Annotated in this window: 16 protein-coding genes; 9 read left to right on the top strand and 7 right to left on the bottom strand. The window is 51.2% G+C overall.

The window, feature by feature from the left end; genetic code table 11:
- Nucleotides 1–34: 34 nt before the first annotated feature.
- Nucleotides 35–1,369: a putative aminohydrolase SsnA gene (gene ssnA / locus HMPREF9473_RS16400; RefSeq protein ID WP_006781281.1), complete on the bottom strand. Its 1,335-nt coding sequence runs from the start codon at nt 1,367–1,369 to the stop codon at nt 35–37.
- Nucleotides 1,370–1,696: 327 nt separating this feature from the next.
- Between ssnA and HMPREF9473_RS16395 the strand changes: the two genes are divergently transcribed.
- The 7 genes from HMPREF9473_RS16395 (at nt 1,697) to HMPREF9473_RS16365 (ending at nt 9,083) form a co-directional block, all read left to right on the top strand.
- On the top strand, nt 1,697–2,353 hold the full coding sequence (locus tag HMPREF9473_RS16395) for a helix-turn-helix transcriptional regulator (RefSeq protein ID WP_006781280.1): 657 nt from the start codon (nt 1,697–1,699) through the stop codon (nt 2,351–2,353).
- 41 nt (nt 2,354–2,394) lie between these two features.
- Nucleotides 2,395–3,600: a diaminopropionate ammonia-lyase gene (dpaL, locus tag HMPREF9473_RS16390; RefSeq protein ID WP_006781279.1), complete on the top strand. Its 1,206-nt coding sequence runs from the start codon at nt 2,395–2,397 to the stop codon at nt 3,598–3,600.
- Nucleotides 3,601–3,638: 38 nt separating this feature from the next.
- Nucleotides 3,639–4,949 carry a YgeY family selenium metabolism-linked hydrolase gene (locus HMPREF9473_RS16385; protein WP_006781278.1) on the top strand — a complete coding sequence of 437 codons (1,311 nt, stop codon included), beginning with the start codon at nt 3,639–3,641 and terminating at the stop codon, nt 4,947–4,949.
- Between the two features lie 148 nt (nt 4,950–5,097).
- On the top strand, nt 5,098–6,291 hold the full coding sequence (gene ygeW, locus HMPREF9473_RS16380; RefSeq protein WP_006781277.1) for a knotted carbamoyltransferase YgeW: 1,194 nt from the start codon (nt 5,098–5,100) through the stop codon (nt 6,289–6,291).
- A gap of 113 nt (nt 6,292–6,404) precedes the next feature.
- Nucleotides 6,405–7,349, top strand: coding sequence for a carbamate kinase (gene arcC / locus HMPREF9473_RS16375; RefSeq protein ID WP_006781276.1), 945 nt, complete (start codon nt 6,405–6,407; stop codon nt 7,347–7,349).
- A gap of 21 nt (nt 7,350–7,370) precedes the next feature.
- The gene (locus tag HMPREF9473_RS16370) at nt 7,371–8,738 is read left to right on the top strand and encodes a uracil-xanthine permease family protein (protein WP_006781275.1); all 1,368 of its coding nucleotides are present in this window, start codon (nt 7,371–7,373) and stop codon (nt 8,736–8,738) included.
- 156 nt (nt 8,739–8,894) lie between these two features.
- Complete coding sequence (locus HMPREF9473_RS16365) at nt 8,895–9,083, top strand: (2Fe-2S)-binding protein (protein ID WP_006781274.1); 189 nt, start codon at nt 8,895–8,897, stop codon at nt 9,081–9,083.
- Nucleotides 9,084–9,136: 53 nt separating this feature from the next.
- Here the strand turns inward: HMPREF9473_RS16365 and HMPREF9473_RS16360 are convergent, their stop codons facing one another.
- Complete coding sequence (locus HMPREF9473_RS16360; protein WP_138669565.1) at nt 9,137–9,766, bottom strand: ATP-binding cassette domain-containing protein; 630 nt, start codon at nt 9,764–9,766, stop codon at nt 9,137–9,139.
- Complete coding sequence (locus HMPREF9473_RS16355) at nt 9,726–10,403, bottom strand: hypothetical protein (protein ID WP_006781272.1); 678 nt, start codon at nt 10,401–10,403, stop codon at nt 9,726–9,728. The genes HMPREF9473_RS16360 and HMPREF9473_RS16355 overlap by 41 nt, the downstream gene beginning before the upstream one ends.
- Nucleotides 10,404–10,625: 222 nt before the next feature.
- Here HMPREF9473_RS16355 and HMPREF9473_RS16350 point away from each other — a divergent pair, with 222 nt between their 5' ends.
- Both HMPREF9473_RS16350 and HMPREF9473_RS16345 read left to right on the top strand, forming a co-directional pair.
- Entirely contained in the window at nt 10,626–11,591 is a 966-nt protein-coding gene (locus tag HMPREF9473_RS16350) for a ComEC/Rec2 family competence protein (RefSeq protein ID WP_006781271.1), read from the top strand.
- Between the two features lie 34 nt (nt 11,592–11,625).
- The gene (locus tag HMPREF9473_RS16345; protein ID WP_006781270.1) at nt 11,626–12,474 is read left to right on the top strand and encodes a helix-turn-helix domain-containing protein; all 849 of its coding nucleotides are present in this window, start codon (nt 11,626–11,628) and stop codon (nt 12,472–12,474) included.
- 85 nt (nt 12,475–12,559) lie between these two features.
- Here HMPREF9473_RS16345 and ade read toward each other — a convergent pair whose 3' ends face one another.
- The 4 genes from ade to HMPREF9473_RS16325 all read right to left on the bottom strand — a co-directional run.
- Nucleotides 12,560–14,353: an adenine deaminase gene (ade, locus tag HMPREF9473_RS16340; protein ID WP_006781269.1), complete on the bottom strand. Its 1,794-nt coding sequence runs from the start codon at nt 14,351–14,353 to the stop codon at nt 12,560–12,562.
- A gap of 121 nt (nt 14,354–14,474) precedes the next feature.
- Entirely contained in the window at nt 14,475–14,960 is a 486-nt protein-coding gene (xdhC, locus tag HMPREF9473_RS16335; protein WP_006781268.1) for a xanthine dehydrogenase subunit XdhC, read from the bottom strand.
- Nucleotides 14,953–15,840 (bottom strand): xanthine dehydrogenase subunit XdhB, encoded by an 888-nt coding sequence (xdhB, locus tag HMPREF9473_RS16330; RefSeq protein WP_006781267.1) that lies wholly within the window; start codon nt 15,838–15,840, stop codon nt 14,953–14,955. Before xdhB ends, xdhC begins: the two co-directional genes overlap by 8 nt.
- Nucleotides 15,841–15,859: 19 nt before the next feature.
- Nucleotides 15,860–17,107 (bottom strand): molybdopterin cofactor-binding domain-containing protein (locus HMPREF9473_RS16325; RefSeq protein WP_006781266.1); only part of this gene is annotated, 1,248 nt, incomplete at its 5' end.

Raw genomic sequence — 17,107 nt, 5'->3', positions numbered from 1 at the left:
TCCATAACCTCCTAAGTGTTATATATTTTAAATACTATCTGGAATTGATATCCCGCGCCAGCTCAGCCGCCGCCTGACGGCAGTCTGCCATCACTTTCTCCTCGTCCACGCAGGTCAGCACACGGTCCTTCATGAGAACCTTTCCGTTTGCCACGGTCGTCACGACACTGCGCCCTGTCATGCCAAACAGAATATGTCCGTTCACATTGTCGGCCGTCATCGGTGTCAGCGGGTTATAGTCGGTCACAATCACGTCCGCCGCCGCTCCCTCTTTCAACACGCCGAGAGGAGTCTTGAAATAACGGGCCGCAATCTTTGCATTTCCCTCAAACAGCATCTGGGGAACCTCGCTCCAGGCTGCGTTGGCGTCGCACAGGTGATGCTTGTGCAGCACGTTGGCCACCTTGTAGGACTCCGTCATATCGTGGGTGTAGCCGTCCGTTCCAAGTCCGGTCAGCACGCCGGCATGTACGATCTCCATGGTCGGAGGACAGCCGCAGGCATTACCCATATTGGATTCCGGATTATGTACCACCATGGTATTTGTATCGCGAATCAAATCAATCTCATGCTTATTCACATAGATACAGTGGCCAAGCAGTGTCTTCTCCCCAAGGATTCCACAGTCCATCAGTCTGTCCACAATCCGCTTCCCGTGTTTCTTCAGGCAGTCGTGCAAATCCTCGATGCCCTCCGCCACATGGATGTGATATCCCACGCCGTCCGGCTTGTTGGCCGCCGCCAGCTCCATAGTCTCATCGGAGATGGTGAACTGGGCGTGCATGCCCATCATGCCGGCTATCATATCGCTGTCATCCGCCAGCGCGTGTTTGATAAATCTGGCATTTTCCATGACGCCTTCCCTGGCTTTCTCCATGCCGTCCCGATCGGATACCTCATAACACAGACAGGAGCGGACGCCCATCTCCTTCGCCGCTTCTTCTATCTTAAATAAGGAGTCCGTGATATGTCCAAAGCTTGCATGGTGGTCAAATACCGTGGTCACGCCATTCTTAATGGAATCAATATAGGTAGCCATCGCCGACAGTCTCGTCTGCTCCAGCGTCAGATGACGGTCAATGGTCCACCACATTCCATCCAGGATGTCCAAAAATCCCTGCGGATTATATCCGTTAATACTGAGGCCTCTGGCAAAGGAGCTGTAAATATGCTCGTGGGCATTGATAAACGCCGGCATAATCACGCCGCCTTTCGCGTCAATAAACTCTGCATCGGGATAGGCCGCCTTCATGTCATCAAGAGTTCCTACATTCACAATTTTGGTCCCCTCCAACACTACTGCGCCATTCTCAAAAAACGGCTGTGCCGGGTCTCTGGTGACCATCCTTCCATTTCCAATAATAATCATAGATATTCTCCTTTTCTGATGATATTCCTGTGATTGCGAAGCAAATGCCTCATTTTCTTCAACTGACACAATGCACATAAGTCCTTCCCCAAGCCTTATGTTTTATTTTCACAATTTGTACATTCTTTTTATTCAATATACATATATTTTATGCAGAATATACCATAACTGCTTTGATAACTACAGTTTATCATCTATATATAAGAAATGCAAGAGCGAAATACAAAAAATTTTAGATTATCTTAAAAATTTTTAGAAAAAGTATTGATTTATAATTTTTTTATGTTATGATGGGTCTATAAGAAGCAGCGAAGGGGGAGCGGATTCATGCAGAATTTGGAATTATTAAAACAGCTCGCGCACGGTGTGGCAACCCAGTTCGGCAGCTCCTGTGAGGTCGTCATTCACGACCTGACCCGGAACGATTTGGACAGTTCCATCGTCTACATTGAAAACGGGCACGTGAGCAACCGGCAATTGGGGGACGGACCTTCGGAGATTGTACTGGAAACCTTGAACAGCAGCCCGGAGCGGCTCCAGGATAAGCTGTCCTATCTGACAAGAACCGACGACGGACGCATTTTAAAGTCAAGCACCATGTATATTCGCGGCGATGATGCCCGGGTGAACTACATCTTTTCCTTAAATTATGACATCACCGGACTCATCACCATGGATAAGGCTCTGAAGGATTTGATTTCCACCAACTCGGAGCCTGACAAACAGCCGCGCAAAATCACCCACAACGTCAACGACCTGTTGGATGCCCTTATCGAGCAGTCCGTTGCACTGGTTGGAAAGCCGGTGGCCCTGATGACCAAGGATGACAAAGTGACCGCCATCCAGTTTTTAAACGACTCAGGCGCCTTCCTGATTACAAAATCCGGCGACAAAGTATCATCCTACTTCGGAATCTCCAAGTTCACGCTTTACAGCTACATGGATTCCGGCAGGGAGAGCAAAGACACCAAAGACAATGAGTAAGTCACTGGCCAAAGCCAGACAAATAAGAGGAGGATATCAACATGGATTCAATCAAATGGGCAGTCAACCAGATGCCAAAGACCGATGACAGTCAGCTTCCGGTTATGGCTCTCACAGAGATTCAGAAGGCAAGAGCCTTCCACGAGAGTTTCCCACAGTACACACAGACACCGTTAGCCAAGCTGGACCACATGGCGGCGTATCTGGGAGTCAATCAGGTATTTGTGAAGGACGAATCTTACCGGTTCGGTTTAAACGCCTTCAAGGTATTAGGCGGTTCCTTCGCCATGGCCCGCTACATCGCCAAGGAGACAGGAAAAGACGTATCCGAACTGCCCTACGCGGTTTTAACTTCCGATAAATTAAGAGAAGAATTTGGTCAGGCCACCTTCTTCACCGCCACTGACGGCAACCACGGCCGGGGCGTTGCATGGGCAGCGAACCGTCTGGGACAAAAGGCCGTTGTACATATGCCGAAGGGCACCACACAGACCCGTCTGGAAAACATCAAAAAAGAAGGCGCATCGGTGGATATCACCGACATGAACTATGACGACTGTGTTCGTCTGGCAGCCAAAGAAGCGGCCGAGACTGAGCGCGGCGTCGTGGTACAGGATACGGCCTGGGACGGCTACGAGGAAATCCCGGCCTGGATTATGCAGGGCTACGGAACCATGGCCGCGGAGGCTTCCGAGCAGTTGAAAGCTGCCGGCTGCGAGCGTCCGACCCACGTGTTCGTGCAGGCTGGCGTTGGTTCCTTAGCCGGCGCGGTGGTTGGCTACTTCACCAACCTTTATCCCGATAACCCGCCTACCTTCGTGGTTGTGGAAGCGGATGTTGCCGCCTGTCTCTACAAGGGCGCGGCCGCCGGAGACGGCAAGCCGAGAATTGTGGATGGCGATATGCAGACCATCATGGCCGGCCTGGCCTGTGGCGAGCCCAACACCATTTCCTGGGATATCTTAAAGAACCATGTAAAAGTATTCATCTCCGCTCCTGACTGGGTAGCCGCCAAAGGCATGAGAATGTTAAGTGCTCCAATCAAAGGCGACCCGCAGGTGACATCCGGTGAGTCCGGCGCCGCTCCATTTGGCGCTCTGGCAGCCATGATGACCATGGAGGAATATAAAGAATTAAGAAATGACATCGGCCTGGATGAGAATTCAAAGGTACTGCTCTTCTCCACCGAAGGCGACACAGACCCGGAACGCTACAAGAACATTGTCTGGGAAGGAAAAGAAAGATAATCACCTTATAAAATTTCAAAATCATGGAGGGTAAGAAAATGGATTACAACAAAATCAAGGAAGCAGCCAAAAACTATGAGGCAGACATGACCAAGTTCCTGCGGGACATCGTGAAATTCCCAGGCGAGAGCTGTGACGAGAAGGCGCACATCGACCGCATCGCGGAGGAGATGAGAAACTTAGGCTTCAATAAAGTAGAGATTGACCCTATGGGCAACGTGTTAGGCTACATGGGAACCGGCAAAACCTTAATCGGCTTTGACGCCCACATCGACACCGTAGGAATCGGCAACAAATCCAACTGGAACTTCGACCCATACGAGGGCTACGAAAATGAGCTGGAAATCGGCGGCCGCGGCGTGTCCGACCAGTGCGGCGGTATCGTATCTGCCGTATATGGCGCCAAAATCATGAAAGATTTGGATATGTTAAGCGACAAGTACACCGTTCTCGTTACCGGTACGGTTCAGGAAGAGGACTGTGACGGTCTCTGCTGGCAGTACATCATCAACGAAGACAAGGTTCGCCCTGATTTCGTGGTATCCACCGAGCCGACAGACGGCGGTATCTACCGCGGCCAGAGAGGACGTATGGAAATCCGCGTGGATGTCAAAGGCGTTTCCTGCCACGGCTCCGCACCGGAGCGCGGCGACAACGCGATCTACAAGATGGCCGATATCCTTCAGGATGTGCGCGCCCTCAATGAAAATGACGCCGCTGACGACAAGGAAATCAAGGGCCTTGTAAAAATGCTGGATGAGAAATACAATCCGGAGTGGAAGGAAGCCAACTTCCTTGGACGCGGTACGGTTACCGTATCCGAAGTATTCTTCACCTCCCCAAGCCGCTGTGCGGTAGCGGACTCCTGCTCCGTATCCTTAGACCGCCGTATGACAGCCGGCGAGACCTGGGAGAGCTGCTTAGATGAAATCCGCGCCCTTCCGAATGTAAAGAAATATGGCGATGACGTAACGGTATCCATGTATGAGTACTCCCGTCCTTCCTACAAGGGACTGACCTACCCGATCGAGTGCTACTTCCCGACCTGGGTAATCCCGGAGGATCACGAAGTAACCAAGGCTTTAGAGGACGCTTACAAGAATCTGTACGGCGATGCCCGTATCGGCGCTCCTGAGACATTGGAAATGAGAACCGCCCGTCCGCTGACAGATAAATGGACCTTCTCCACCAACGGCGTTTCCATCATGGGCCGCAACGGCATCCCATGTATCGGCTTTGGCCCAGGCGCGGAAGCCCAGGCTCACGCACCGAACGAGAAGACCTGGAAACAGGATTTGGTAACCTGCGCCGCAGTTTATGCGGCACTTCCGGCTACCTACTGTAAGTAAGAATCACGTATTTTTTATTGTAGTATTTCATGTAGTATTTCATCCCGGACGGAAGGGCTGTTCCTTCCCCAAATTAATAGCTCTTCTGCCCGGGTAACGGAATAAATTTAAAAACCAAACACATTTTAATCAGGAGGATGAACCTTTTATGAAAACCTTACAGGACTACATCGACAAATTAAACGCATTGAACTTCAAAGAAATGTATGAAAATGACTTCTTCTTAACCTGGGAGAAGACAGACGACGAGCTGGAAGCGGTATGGACCGTTGCTGACGCTCTTCGTTTTATGAGAGAGAACAACATTTCCACAAAAGTATTTGAGAGCGGCCTTGGAATCTCCTTATTCCGCGACAACTCCACACGTACCCGCTTCTCTTTCGCTTCCGCCTGCAACCTGCTGGGCCTGGAAGTTCAGGATTTAGACGAGGGCAAATCCCAGGTAGCTCACGGCGAGACCGTCCGCGAGACAGCCAACATGATTTCCTTCATGGCTGACGTGATCGGTATCCGCGATGACATGTACATCGGCAAGGGAAATGCTTACATGCACGAAGTGGTTGACGCGGTAACCCAGGGCCACAAGGACGGCATTCTGGAGCAGAAACCAACTCTTGTAAACTTACAGTGCGATATCGACCATCCGACCCAGTGTATGGCTGATATGTTACATATTATCCACGAGTTTGGCGGTGTGGAGAACTTAAAGGGCAAAAAGCTGGCTATGACATGGGCTTACTCTCCTTCCTACGGAAAACCATTATCCGTTCCCCAGGGCGTCATCGGCCTGATGACACGTATGGGCATGGACGTTGTTCTGGCTCATCCGGAAGGATATGAGGTGATGCCTGAGGTTGAGGAAGTGGCAAAGGCCAACGCGGAGAAATCCGGCGGTTCCTTCACAAGAACCAACAACATGGCTGAGGCCTTCAAGGACGCCGATATCGTTTATCCAAAGAGCTGGGCTCCATTTGCAGCTATGGAGAAACGTACCAACCTTTACGGCGAGGGCGACACCGATGGCATCAAGGCTCTGGAGAAAGAGCTGCTGGCTCAGAACGCCAACCACAAAGACTGGTGCTGTACCGAAGAGCTGATGAAGACCACCAAGGACGGCAAGGCCCTGTATCTGCACTGCCTGCCAGCTGATATCAACGATGTGAGCTGCGTGGACGGCGAGGTGGAAGCATCCGTATTCGACCGTTACAGAGACCCGCTGTACAAAGAGGCAAGCTACAAGCCATATGTCATTGCCGCTATGATTTTCCTGGCTAAATTCGCTGACCCGGCTGACATTTTAAAGAAGCTGGAAGAGAGAAAAACACCTAGAATTTTTGAGTAAATCATCTGAATAGTGTTTCACTGCACTGCCGGAGCCGCCTGCATTTCACACTTCGCAGGCGGCTCTTTGTGCGCTTTATTTTCAAGAACAGAACCCAATTTGGAGGGGAACTTATGGACAAGAAAAAACGTATTGTAATTGCTTTAGGGGGCAATGCGCTGGGCAACACGCTGCCTGAGCAGATGGTGGCCGTCAAAATCACGGCAAAAGCCATCGTGGATTTGATTGAGGAAGGCTGTGAAGTCATCGTCGCCCACGGCAACGGCCCGCAGGTCGGCATGATTAACAATGCCATGGCCGCCCTCTCCCGCGAGGACGCCAACCAGCCCAACACCCCGCTCTCCGTCTGCGTCGCCATGAGCCAGGCTTACATCGGCTACGATTTGCAGAACGCTTTGAGAGAGGAATTATTAAACAGGAACATCGACAACATTCCTGTCACCACTATGATTACACAGGTTCGTGTGGATGAAAATGACCCGGCCTTCCAGGCTCCGTCCAAACCCATCGGACATTTTATGACGGCCGAGCAGGCCAAGGAAGCAGAAGAAAAATACGGCTATATTATGAAAGAAGACTCCGGGCGCGGCTACCGCCGTGTGGTTGCTTCCCCAAAACCAGCCCAGATTATTGAGATTGGCGCGATCCGCTCTCTCGTGGATTCCGGCCAGTTAGTCATTGCCTGCGGAGGCGGCGGCATCCCGGTTACCTTGAAGGGCAACCACCTAAAGGGCGCCAGCGCCGTGATTGACAAAGACTTTGCCAGCGAGCTGCTGGCGGAGGAACTGGATGCTGACTTCCTCATCATCCTTACCGCAGTAGAAAAAGCAGCTATCAACTATGGAAAACCAGATGTGAAATGGTTAAGCGATATCACCACCGACGAGGCGAGACAGTATATCGAAGAAGGACATTTCGCACCAGGCTCTATGCTCCCTAAAGTTCAGGCGGCAGTCAAATTTGCCGATTCCAAAGAGGGACGTACTTCTCTCATCACCTTGCTCGAAAAGGCCAAGGAAGGAATCCAAGGACTTACAGGAACGAAAATACACCAATAATCCCTAAGGAGGAACTTCCCCGTGAAACAGACAAGTGATTCATCAGCGTTATTTGATTTTTATGGAAAACCAAGTTTTAGCCAGGCATTCCCACTGGCGCTTCAGCATGTAGTTGCAGCCATCGTAGGCTGTGTAACCCCTGCCATCATCGTATCAGGAGCGGCCGGCTTAAGCCCCGCTGACAAGGTGTTCTTAATCCAGGCGGCCTTGGTGGTCTCCGGCTTATCCACCCTGCTTCAGCTCTTCCCTATCGGCAACAAGAACGGCATCCATATCGGCTCCGCACTTCCGGTTATCATGGGCATCAGCTTTGCCTATGTGCCCAGTATGCAGGCCATTGCCGGACACGAAAGCGGTCTTGGTATCCCCATGATTCTGGGCGCCGAGATTGTCGGCGGTATCGTGGCTATCCTGGTTGGTTTTTCCGTTAAGAAAATCCGCAAACTGTTTCCGCCGTTAATTACCGGTACCGTAGTTTTCACCATTGGTCTTTCCCTCTACCCCACCGCCGTCAACTACATGGCAGGCGGAGCAGGAAAACCTCTGGCAAGCGAGATTGGAAAACTTGGCTTCGGTTCCTGGCAGAACTGGACCGTGGCGCTGATTACCTTAGCTGTCGTTACTGTATTGAACCATTACACAAAAGGAATTTTGAAACTGGCTTCCATTCTGATGGGCGTCATTGTCGGATACATCGCGGCTCTGTGCTTCGGGCTGGTGGATTTTTCCGGCGTGGCCACTGCCGGACTGTTCCAGTTCCCGACACCGCTTCACTTTGGCGTTATTTTTGAACCGTCAGCCTGCATCGCCATCGGACTTTTGTTCGCCATCAACTCCATTCAGGCCATCGGCGATTTCTCCGCCACGACTACCGGTTCCATGGACCGCATGCCGGAGGATAAGGAGCTGCAGGGCGGTATCATCTGTTACGGTATCTCCAACATCGTTGGCGCTGTGCTTGGCGGACTTCCTACCGCTACTTACAGCCAGAACGTAGGTATCGTAGTGACCACTAAAGTTATCAACCGGATTGTACTCGGCTCCGCCGCTGCCATCTTACTGGTAGCCGGCCTGATTCCGAAGTTTTCAGCGGTTCTGACCACCATTCCCCAGTGTGTACTGGGCGGTGCAACCATCAGCGTCTTCGCTTCCATCGCTATGACCGGTATCAAACTTGTCATGACGGAAGAGATGAACTACCGCAACACCTCCATCGTCGGACTCTCCGTCGCTCTTGGAATGGGTGTGACACAGGCCGCCAACTCTCTGGCCGCCTTTCCAGACTGGGCTACTACCATCTTTGGCAAGTCCCCGGTTGTGGTTGCTACCTGCGTGGCGATTCTGCTGAATGTCATTCTTCCGAAGGAAAATGCACAGAAGGCGAAATAATTGCGATTCACATGGTTACATATAAAACCCGGGATACCTTTCAGGCATTCCGGGTTTTCCCATTTCCTGCCTTCCTGATGAATCATTTCTTCCTGACGAATCATTTTGATACGGATACACATACTACTCTCTGAAAAAGAAAGGAGCGATGCGTTTATGAATCTGGATAAAACCGTATGCTACTGCATGAAAATCACATACAGAAAAGTCAAAGAAGCCGTGGACTCCGGCGCCACAACCCTGGAGGAGGTCCAAAAAAAGACCGGCGCCGGCACGGTATGCAAAAAATGCTGCGAGAATCTGGAGCGGCTGGTGGAGGATTTTGCTGCTGATCATAGAGCCTGAAGGTATGAAAAAGCGGCTGTGATAGACTTCTTTTATCTATCACAGCCGCTTTTTTACCCAAAATCCAATTTCATCACGCTATAATCATCCAGCTGACGAAGCATTTCCATCTCATGTAATACAATAATCATTCCTCTATGTTCCGAGTTTCTTTTGTTAATTATTTCACACATCAGTTTTTGTCCATCTTCATCGACTCCGGCAAACGGTTCATCCAGCAGGTACCAGGATTTATCCAAAGACATAATCAGAAGAAAATAGAGCAGTTTCTTCTCTCCTCCCGACAACATTCCTATCTGTTTCTCCCACAATTTGTCCAAATCAAAACGGTTCCCATACGCTTCATTAAAAGATACCAGCGTTTGTCTATAATTTTTAATATTGTCCAGCCTATAAAAGAACTTAACAAACTCATGGACACGCAGACGGTCAAAGAAGAACATGCTCTGGTTCATATATACCAGGTTTTCATTCCCTGTAATCACGGTTCCTTTTTCTTTTTTCAGCCCGGATATATAATCCAATAATGTAGTTTTCCCAGAGCCATTTTTTCCCACAAGAACGTTACATTTTTTCTCAACAGAGATATCTATGGCCATATCGGAATGATACACTTTAAAATTATTAATCTTCAGCACAACACTACCTCCACTCATTGGACAGACAGGTATAATTGGAAACACTGTACAGACTGCACAGAATTATGACAATCCCTGTAAGCAGATAAATTAGTATCCGCTTCCAATCTGTCTCAATCACCAGATTCGATATCACATACAGGGGATTGATTCTATTCCAGATACTATTCATACTCATAAAAATAAATAAAACAAAAATGATAATACTGGCAATAGTCTCCAGAGTTCTCACATGAACATTCCGCAGCAACGTAAGATTATAGCCTAAAAATCCAATAGGAATACAGTAAACCACCGCTCTCATGCTATACCCCATAGCCCCGAAATAATTGACACCAATTAAGAAATAAGCAATCAGATTAAACACTCCTAAACAAATAACACTGTATAATATCTGAGTCAAAAAATTGCCTCCAAAAAATGTCCACGGATTGTTATTTACTGAAAACACCACACGCATGATCCCGCTTTCCTTTAGCTGCAATGCATAAATTCCTATCCCAAACAGAAAGGAAGACACAATAATATACACCCACCAGAACCGCAAGTCCTCATATCCTCGAACATTCCCTCGATTGGTAAGCAGCATAACCGTCGGCAGCACAATTGACCATATAAATGAAAGTTTGTCTTTCACCAACAATTTCATATTTACTTCCACGAAAGCCAATACTTGATTCATACATTCCCCTTTTAACCGTATTTTTTCTTTTAGCATAAATAAATTATAAGCAGTAATCGTAATTCATGCAAGATAAATACGATTTAATGCGGTGTAATGATGGTATTTTTATGTTGATTCGACACATTTTTCATAAATATTAATAAAAACGTAATTTTCACCTGTAAAAATTATGAATTCTGTTATATAATAGAATATATTTATACAGGGGAGAAACGAGATATGAGACGCAGTCACATTTTGAAGAAAGTTGCCGCGGCCCTTCTTTTTGTCAGTCTGCTTTCCGGCAGTGTGGGGGAGACGCAGGTTGATGGTCCTGTTCTTGTACAAAAGATGGGGATTATCCGCAATACTACCGGTCCTTCGAATAAAGTGTTTAATGGGGGGACTTTGACAATGCTGGCCAATGCGGCCGGGAGACAGCTGTTGTCCATGGTGCTTCAGTCTTCGGACGGAAGCGTGGTGGTGATTGACGGCGGTTGGACGATGGATGCCTATCATCTGACGGAAGTGCTGGAGGAGATGGGAGGGCATGTGGATGCCTGGTTTTTGACACATCCCCATTCTGACCATGTGGGCGCATTTATCGACATTGTCAATGACCCGGACAGTCCGATTACGATTGACAATGTCTATTACAATCTGACGGACCAGTCCTGGTATGACACCAGAGAGAGTTTCCGTTCCGAGATGGTGGTAAACCTCTATGATGCTTTGAAAAAGCTGCCTGCGGAAAAGCTGCACGGGAATATGCACAAAGGCCAGAAGATTCAGATTGGAAATATTTCCGCCGAGGTGATGAATGATATCTACCTGCTGGATGAGACTTCGGTCAACAACAGCTCCATGGTGGTGAAGTTCATTATGGGTGGAAAGAGTATTATGGTTCTGGGTGATTTGGGTCCGGAGGGCGGCAAGCGGCTTTTGGCCGACAATGGCGCCAGCCGGTTAAAGAGCGACGTTGTGCAGATGGCCCACCACGGCCAGTACGGTGTGGAAAAAGACGTGTACGCCGCGATTGACCCTGACATCTGTCTGTGGCCGACTCCAGGCTGGCTGTGGAACAATGATGGCGGTCAGGGGAAAGGAACCGGCGACTGGTATACGATGGAGACCCGCACCTGGATGGATGAACTGGGCGTCAAACATCATTACAGCGTCAAGGACGGTGACTGGGTGCTTCAGTAACTCTGACAGGACACCGGAACACAGGAGGATACATTTGGAAGATACGCATGATTATATCCCTGACCGCAAGCCGGTGACGTGCCGCTCCATCACAGCGATGGAGGCGGCACACAGGGATTTTCATTTTCACGAACATTATGAGATATATCTGCTGTTGGAGGGAGAAATCGCCTACTACGTGGAGCAGTCCCGCTGCCCCATGAAGCCAGGTGATTTAATTCTGTTTACGGACCAGGAGATTCACAAGGCCGTCAATCTGAAGGATACCCCCTACACCCGGATGGTGATTCACATTGACCCATTGTATGTGTGGCAGTTCTGCACGTCACAGACCAACCTGCTGCGGTGTTTCCACCAGCACAGGCCGGGCGTCAACAATATTATCTCCCTGACGCCGGAGCAGCTGGCCCTGTTTCAGGAGTGTTTTCACCAGATGGAGGAGAGCCAGGTGTCCGAGGAGTACGGGGCCGATATCCAGGGGATTGCCGCCCTGATGCGGCTTCTTCTGATGATAAATGAGACCTTCCTCTTTCTGCCCGACCAGGACCCGGAGTTCTACTCCCACCGTCTTCAGCCTGTGATGGCCTACATCGACAGCCACCTGGCCGAGCCCATCACGCTGGACAGCATTGCCCAGGTGTGCTCGCTGGATAAATATTATCTGAGCCACTTATTCAAGAGGGAGACCGGCTCCACCATCTTCCAGTATATTCTGGTGAAGCGGATTGCCATGGCAAGGGAACTTCTGTCCATGGGAACTTCCGTCGCGGAGACCTGCGTGCAGTCCGGATTTGGCGATTACGCAAACTTTATCCGAACCTTCAAAAAAGTAACCGGCAATTCGCCGGGCCACTTCAAAAAAATGAGCCGCGATGCACTTTGACCTCCTGTTTTTTTCGCAGGCTGCCGTGCATGGCGGCTCATTCCATATCAGATGAATCCCATCAAATTCCTTGTGTTAAACTCTTTTAAAATACCGCCGGCACCACGCTCTGGCTGTCCACATCAATCACTCCATATGTATTCAGCCGCAGCTTCGGAATCACCGGCAGACTCACAAATCCCAGGGTCATAAACGGGTCCACCGTCTCCGGAATCCCCAGCTTTCTCAGTTCCCCTTTCAGATATTCCAGCGTCTTCTCCACCTCATCTGCCGAAGCACCAGTCATCAAGCCGCCGATGGGCAGCGGCAGCTCCCCAATCAGCTTTCCATCCACCACAACCGCCAGACCGCCCCGGTTTTTCCGGACGCAGTTGCCTGCCAGCACCATATCGGCATCGTTGGTTCCCGCGATAATCAGATTGTGGGAATCATGGGCAATGCTGGAGGCCACGGCCCCCTTCTTAAGCCCATAACCGCCAAGGAAACCAAGTCCCACATGGCCGGTGTGATGATGACGCTCAAAGACCGCCAGTTTCACAATATCCTTCCCGATATCCACTCCCGGAGCCAGACAGCCCGCTTCCACCGGCTGCATTTCCCCGGACGCATCTGGCGCATACGGCACCAGCATTTCCGTCGTAATCAGCTGGTCCGGCATCAATCCGATCACCCGCAGCGTCTTCCCGGCTCCGCCGTCCGCCAGTTCCGGAATCACCAGATGCTCCTCTTTTATCTCCTCCATATGGAAGGAATGGAACACCCGGTCTTTGATATTGTCATCCCAGTTCTTCTCCTCCACCGGCTCCGCCAGGCAGACTCCGTTCTCCGCCACGACCTTCCCGGCCTTCCAGACCCGGAGCACTTCAAAGGATTCCAAATCCTTCAACAGCACCAAATCCGCCAGATACCCAGGCGCCACCGCCCCCCGGTTCTTAATCCCAAAATAGGAAGCCGTATTAAAACTACCCATCTTAATCGCTCGGACAGGGTCCGCCCCTCTCTTCACCGCCGAGCGGATAATGTAATCGATATGTCCATACCGGATCAAATCCCCAGGGTGCTTGTCATCCGTCACCAGCATACTCCGCTGGTAATACGGCGCCTCAAACAGCGGCATCAACGCTTCCAGATTCTTCGCCGCGGTGCCTTCCCGCACCATAATCCACTGCCCTCTGGCATATTTCTCCCTGGCCTCCCCAATATCCGAGCACTCATGGTCCGAGGTCACCCCGGCCGTCACATAGGCATTTAACCCGGTCCCACCAAGGAATGGAGCATGCCCATCCACCAGCTTCCCGGAAGCCAGGGCCGCTCCTACCTTCTCCAGAATTCCCGCATCCGCCTTCACGGTCCCATAGGAATTCATCAGCTCCGCCAGCCCCAGCACTCTCTCACTTTTATAAAATGGCTCCAGCGCCGCCGCGTCCAGCACCGCCCCGGACTCATCCAGCCCTGTGGACGGCACGCAGGAAGGCAGCATGAAAAACACATCCAAATCCAGGTTTTCCGTGGCCTCCATCATATACCGGATACCGGCCGTCCCCGCCACATTCGCAATCTCATGTGGGTCCGTAATCACCGCCGTAGTCCCATGCGGCAGCACCGCCCGGCAGAAATCCCCGGGAGATACCATGGAGCTCTCCAGGTGAATATGTCCGTCCATAAATCCGGGACAGAGAATCATCCCGCCCAAATCTACTTCCTCCGCTCCGTCATAGGAACCGACGCCCACGATGAAACCGCCTTCAATGGCTACATCCGCCTCCTCCAGCGTCTCCGTAAATACATTGACTACTCTGGCATGTTTCAGCACCAGAGAAGCTTTTGATGCCCCGGAAGCCGCCAGAATCCGCTCCCCCAGAGTCCTGTTACAATTCATAGCAAACACTCCTTTCTTACTCCATATTATCCGGTATTTTTGCCCAAATGTCCAGTAAGGTTTTTTATTGCAAAATAAGACACTCATTCGTACGAATAAATGTCTTATTTTACATTAGTTCTTATTTTCCTACCACCTTGTAGGTCTCTTCCACAATCCGCTCCATAGCGTTCAAAATATTCTCATAGCCGGTACAACGGCACAGGTGTCCCGATATCATCTTTCGAAGTTCCTCCCGGTTGTACCGCTTTCCGGTGCCTACAATCTCCACGGCCGTCATAATCAGGCCCGGCGTGCAGAAGCCGCACTGAACCGCCGCCTCCTCGATAAACGCCTTCTGGATACTGCTCAGCTCCCCGTTAGGCCCTTTTAAGCCTTCCACGGTCATAATACGCCGGCCCTCTGCCCACATGGTCAGATAGATGCAGCTGTCGATGGCCTCGCCATCCACCAGCACCGTACAGGCGCCGCACTCTCCCACTTCACAGCCTTTCTTCACACTGGTAAGTCCCAGCCGGTCCCGCAGCGTCTCCAGCAGAGACTCCCTCTCATCCACCGCCAGCTCCACCGGTTTGTCATTGACCGTCATATGAATGATTTTAAGCATCTGCCTCACCTCCTGCATTGATAATCGCCTGTTTCAAGGCACGTTTTCCAAGCTCCTCCACTAACTGAAGACGGAACTCCTTGGAAGCCCTCCAGCTGGAACGGGGATTCACTTCCTCAAGGGCTCCCTTGCCCACAGTCTCGTAGAGCGCCTCTCCAATCTCCATGCCCTTCACTTTCTCTTCCGTCTCAAAACAGCGGATTGGGGTGGGGGCCGCCACGCCGTAGCCCAGATGCATTTCCTCCACATGGCGTTTGTCATCGCTCAGTTTCACGGTCACCGCGCACCCAAGGGTGGCAATCTCCATGGCGTTCCGCTTGCCGTACTTGATATAGTGGCCGCCGAAGCCCTCGTAGCTCTCTCTTCTTATCTTAATGGCTGTCAGCACCTCTTCGTGCTCTCTCACCGTTCTGCCTGGGCCTGTGTACCACTCCCGAATCGGCACCTCTCTGGTCCCCTTCGGCCCTTCCAGCACCAGGATGGCATCCAGCACACAGAAGCTGGACGCGCTGTCCGCACTGGTCACGCCGTTGCACACATTACCGCCCACGGTTCCGATGTTGCGAAGCTGGGGGCCGCCTGCCTGGTCGACCGCATTTCCCAGAATCGGGATATGTTTCATGATTATGTCATTGTTGGTCACATGGGAAAATGTGGTCGCCGGGCCGATGACGATGGTTCCGTCCTCCTCCATCCGCACTCCCTCAAGCTCCGGAATTCCGTGAATGCTCACCAGGGAGCAGCCGGCAAACTTGCCTTCCCGAATCTTAATCAGCACATCGCTTCCCCCAGATATAATCACTGCTGACGGGTCCGCTTCCAGCGCCCGGATGGCATCCTTCACATCCACCGCCTGATAAAATTTTTCGATATCATACATTGAACTGTCACCCCTTTTCTCAGATTAATCCAGCCGCTTTGAAATGCTCTACCATTTTCTGCGGGTCTAACGGCAGGGAATCCACTGCCACACCGGTTGCGTGAAGCACCGCGTTACGAATTGCCGGAGCTACCGGAATGGCCGGCGGCTCTCCCAGCGCCTTGTTGCCAAATGGCCCTGTCGGGTCTTCCAGCTCCACAAACTCCACATGTAAATCCGGTGTGTCCATGGCCGTCGGCAGCTTGTAATCCAGCAGGTTGTCGTTGAGCGGTCTGCCCGACTTGTCAAAGAGCAGCTGCTCGCTAAGGCCATAACCCAGTCCCATGCTCATACCGCCGTGAACCTGGGCCTCCGCCAGTTTGGGGTTAATCAGCATGCCGCTGTCGTGGACATTGGTAATCTTCGTCACCTTAATCTGTCCCAGCGGGATATCCACCTCCACCTCGGCAAAGCAGGCGCCGGTGGCAAAGGTATTGTCCTTGCAGTGGCTGGTGGCCTCCGCCGTGATATGCACCGATTTGTCCAGGCTGTAAAATGCCGTCGTCGCCAGTTCTTCCATGGAAAGCAGAACCTCCCGGCCCGTCTTATCCACCACCTGGTTATTTTCGATATCCATGGTATCCGCCGCCCGGTCAAGCATGTAGGAAGCGTAATCCAGAATCTTTTCCTTCAAAATCTCACCGGTCATCTTCACCGCCTTGCCGCTGACATAGGTCTGGCGGGAGGCGTAAGCTCCGGTGTCAAACGGCGTGATATCCGTATCCTGGGTGGAAATGATGTGGACTCTGTCCTCGGTGATTCCCGTCACCTCCGCCGCCATCTGGACGAACACCGTATCGGCGCCCTGGCCAATCTCCGTAGCGCCCATCTGAAGCTGGATGGAACCGTCCTGATTCAGTATCATACGACAGGAAGCTGTCTCCAGGGAGATGGGGTAAACGCCGGTCTTGTAGCAGAAGATAGCCATTCCCACACCTTTGCGGACCGGACCGGTCTGGTTTTCATACTCTTTTCGTTTCTCATCCCAATGGATATATTCACGTCCTTTTTGGATACATTCCTGAAGGCCGTAGGTGTTGCATTTTACCTTGGTATGAGGGTCCACATAGCCGGGTCTCATACAGTTTTTCAGCCGGAATTCCAGCGGGTCCATATGGATGGCCGCCGCCAAATCATCCGCCATACACTCCGCCGCAAAGGCCGCCTGTGGGATGCCGTAGCCTCTCATGGCGCCGCCGGTGGTGATATTGGTATAGACAGTCCAGGC

Source organism: Hungatella hathewayi WAL-18680 (assembly GCF_000235505.1).
In the GTDB taxonomy this organism is placed as follows: Bacteria; Bacillota; Clostridia; order Lachnospirales; family Lachnospiraceae; genus Hungatella_A; species Hungatella_A hathewayi_A.
Note: the sequence above shows the minus strand (reverse complement) of the source record. Positions and strands in the feature narration are given on the sequence as shown.